Consider the following 3,031-nt stretch of genomic DNA (forward strand, 5'->3'; position numbering starts at 1 on the left):
TGTAGCTCCGTCTCGTGGGCTCGGAGATGTGTATAAGAGACAGGGCTGGGGAGGGAAGAATGCCGCCTCCCGTTTCCCGTCGGGAACGTCGGAAGAACGGAAGAACCTGTCCGTCCCACGGGGAACTCGGACGAACGCGGGCCTCTTGCGCCGCCCCTCGCCCGAAACGGGGGAGAGGTCCGTAAGGAGAGCCCCGAACGCTGCCGGAAACGAGAGGGCCGGCAGGGCAGGATCTGCAACGGGATCTGCAAATGGAAAAAAGGTGCCCTATGAAACGGTCTTTTCTCTGCTTCAGACGGGCGAACGGGTGTTGAAGAACGAGGAACCTGTGATCGCGGTCGATCGGGGACAGGGGAAGGGAGAGGGTGGCCTTTGAGCTACAGGCTTTTATTGGAGGCTCCGGCAAGGGGCCGGAGGCTTTTCGGGATCGCTTTGTTCGCTTGTGTTTGCCTTTTGGCGCTGTCCGGCGGGGCCTTTGCGGCCGAGACGCCCAGGGTCGTGTCCGTCGGGGTGTCGGGGAACGAGCATATCACGGCGCAGTACATCCTGGGGGTCGTCGAGACGAAGGCGGAGACCGAGCTGAACCGGGATATGCTCCAGAAGGATATCGAGGCCATATACAACCAGGGATTCTTCTCCTATGTGGACGTGGACCTTCGGCCCGAGGGCGAGGGCGTCTCGGTGACCTACGCCGTCCGGGAGAATCCGGTGATCGAGTCGATCTCCTTCACGGGCAACACCGTCTACTCGAGCGAGGTCCTGATGAAGGAGGTCTTCTCCCAGGTGGGGACGGTCTTCAACCGCGTCTTCTTCCGCAACGACCTCGACCGCATTCAGGAGCGCTACCACAAGGACGGCTACGTCATGGTGCGAATCGCGGACGTGAACGTCGAGGGCGGGAACATCAAGGTCCGGATCCTGGAGCCGCGGGTGGGCGACATCGTGATCCAGGGCAACCGTAAGACCAAGACCAAAGTGATCCGCCGGGAGATCAAGCTGAAGGAGGGGGACCTCTTCAACGTCGTCCACTTCCGTCATCAGCTCGGAAAGCTGCAGGCCCTGGGCTACTTCGAGGACGTCAACGTGGGCTTCGACGCCCCCGAGGGGCAGGACGAAGTGGTGGACCTGATCCTGACCGTCAAGGAGAAGAAGACGGCCTCCATCGGGCTGAACCTGGCCTACGGGACGGAGAGCGGGGTCAGCGGCGGGCTGACCTACAGCGACACGAACCTGATGGGACTGGGCTACAGCCTGGAGGTCGGGTTCGACGAGGGGAACGAGGCCAGCTACTGGGCCACGCTGTCCAGCCCCTACATGGACCGGAGCACCTACGCCTGGCGCGTGGGGGTGCGCTACAACACCTACGACGACCGCTACTATTACTACAAGGGCAAGAGGCAGTTCGAGTTCGACGAGAAGAGCTTGAACGTCTACGCGGGCCTGGGGAAGAAGTTCGGGCGCAAGGAGGAGTGGAGCTGGTTCCTCACGCTGCGGCGCACGGATACCTCCTATTCGGACGTGCACAACACCATTCCCGGCTACGTCGACGACCTGACGATGTGGGAGGGCGTGAACATGACCGCGGAGCTCCAGTTCACGCTGGACAAGCGCGACCCCTACCTTCCCTACAGCAAGGGGCTGGTCTGGGAGACGACCTTCGAGCAGGCCGCGAAGGTCCTGGGCGGGGAGTTCGATTATCTGAAGTACTGGACGCAGCTGCGCTATTACCTTCCGCTCAACCGTTTCGTCGATGGGATCTTCGATGTCGACAACCTTTGGACGGAGGACTCGCCCATACTGCTGGCCGCCCGCCTGAGGATAGGGTCGTCCACGGTGGACGAGCTGCCCGCCTTCGCGCGCTATTCCCTGGGCGGAATGAACTCGCTTCGCGGCTACGACAGCCGTTCGTTCGAGGGCAGCAACGTGATCCTGGGCAACTTCGAGCTTCGGGTGCCCGTGCACAAGAACTTCACCCTCGTGGGCTTCTACGACATCGGCAACGCGGACAGCAAGATGGATTGGGGCGACCTCCACGACGACTACGGCCTGGGGATCCGCGTGAAGACCCCGTTCGGCAACCTGCGTCTGGACTACGCCTATGGCGATGACGAGAACAAGACCTACTTCGGCTTCGGGGAGATCTTCTAGGGGAGAAAAACATTTCGGGAGGGCTGCGGCGCTCCTCCTGGGGGCCGCGGCCCTTTTCCTGATCCTTTCCGCCGCGCCCTGCCCGGCGTTGACGCTCTCGGGGCTTCCGGAGTGGCTCGAACCCTCCGTCCTGAGGAGCCTGGAGGCGGTGTGGGACGAGATCCCCGACGCTCCCGGCGTGGACAGGATAGGGACGCTTTCGGTCGTCGCCGCACGCCTGTTTGCGGGGTACCGCGTCGTCGTCTCCCCGGGGCCCGCGGTGTCCTTCGAGCGGGGAGGGACGCCGCACTGGAGCGTTCGGATCTCGCTGCCGGAGCTTAGGGAACCCGTGCTCGAATGGTTTGGCTCGGATATCCGGGGCCTGGACGGCGAGATCGCCTCCCTTCTGGCGGAGCTGCCCTCCGAGGCGCTCTCCTGGGCGGACGTCGCCCTGAGGCATCGGATAGGGGAGATCCTGGAACGGCGCCTGCCGGGCTGGGACTTTTCGGTGCAGGTCGCTCTCGGCGGGGCGGAGGCCGTCCTCACGCTTTCCTTCCGTCCCCGGCAGCCCCTGGTGCTGGCCATAACCCCCTCGCTCTATTCCGCGACGATGCCCGTCATGTTTCAGTCCGATCTCGAGGCCAAGCTGGTCCCCGGGCTGTCCCCCCTGATCGCGCTCCCCGTCGAATGGGTGGCGCGCCACCGGGACCGGGTCGAGGCTCTGGCGCGGAAATTTCTCGAGGACCGGAACTCCGTGTCGAACCTGAGGGCCCGGGTGAAGGTCACCTTCGTCCCGGGGCCCGTCTCCAGAATGGACGCTCTTGTGGACAGCGACCGTCTTCTCTTCCATGTGTGGGTCGCGGCCTATGCCGGCATCGAGGGGCGCTATCCCGAGGCGGGGCTG

1 protein-coding gene and 1 pseudogene are annotated in these 3,031 nt (G+C 63.9%); both read left to right on the top strand.

From position 1 onward, the window contains the following. The first annotated feature begins 372 nt into the window (after window positions 1-372). Window positions 373-2,148 carry a POTRA domain-containing protein gene (locus ABLA28_RS11195; protein ID WP_347713732.1) on the top strand — a complete coding sequence of 592 codons (1,776 nt, stop codon included), beginning with the start codon at window positions 373-375 and terminating at the stop codon, window positions 2,146-2,148. Beyond that, a pseudogene (locus tag ABLA28_RS11200) lies at window positions 2,105-3,031 on the top strand (hypothetical protein); the annotation flags it as partial. The gene ABLA28_RS11195 and the pseudogene ABLA28_RS11200, both read left to right, overlap by 44 nt.

The organism is uncultured Fretibacterium sp., from assembly GCF_963544685.1.
In the GTDB taxonomy this organism is placed as follows: domain Bacteria; phylum Synergistota; class Synergistia; order Synergistales; family Aminobacteriaceae; genus CAJPSE01.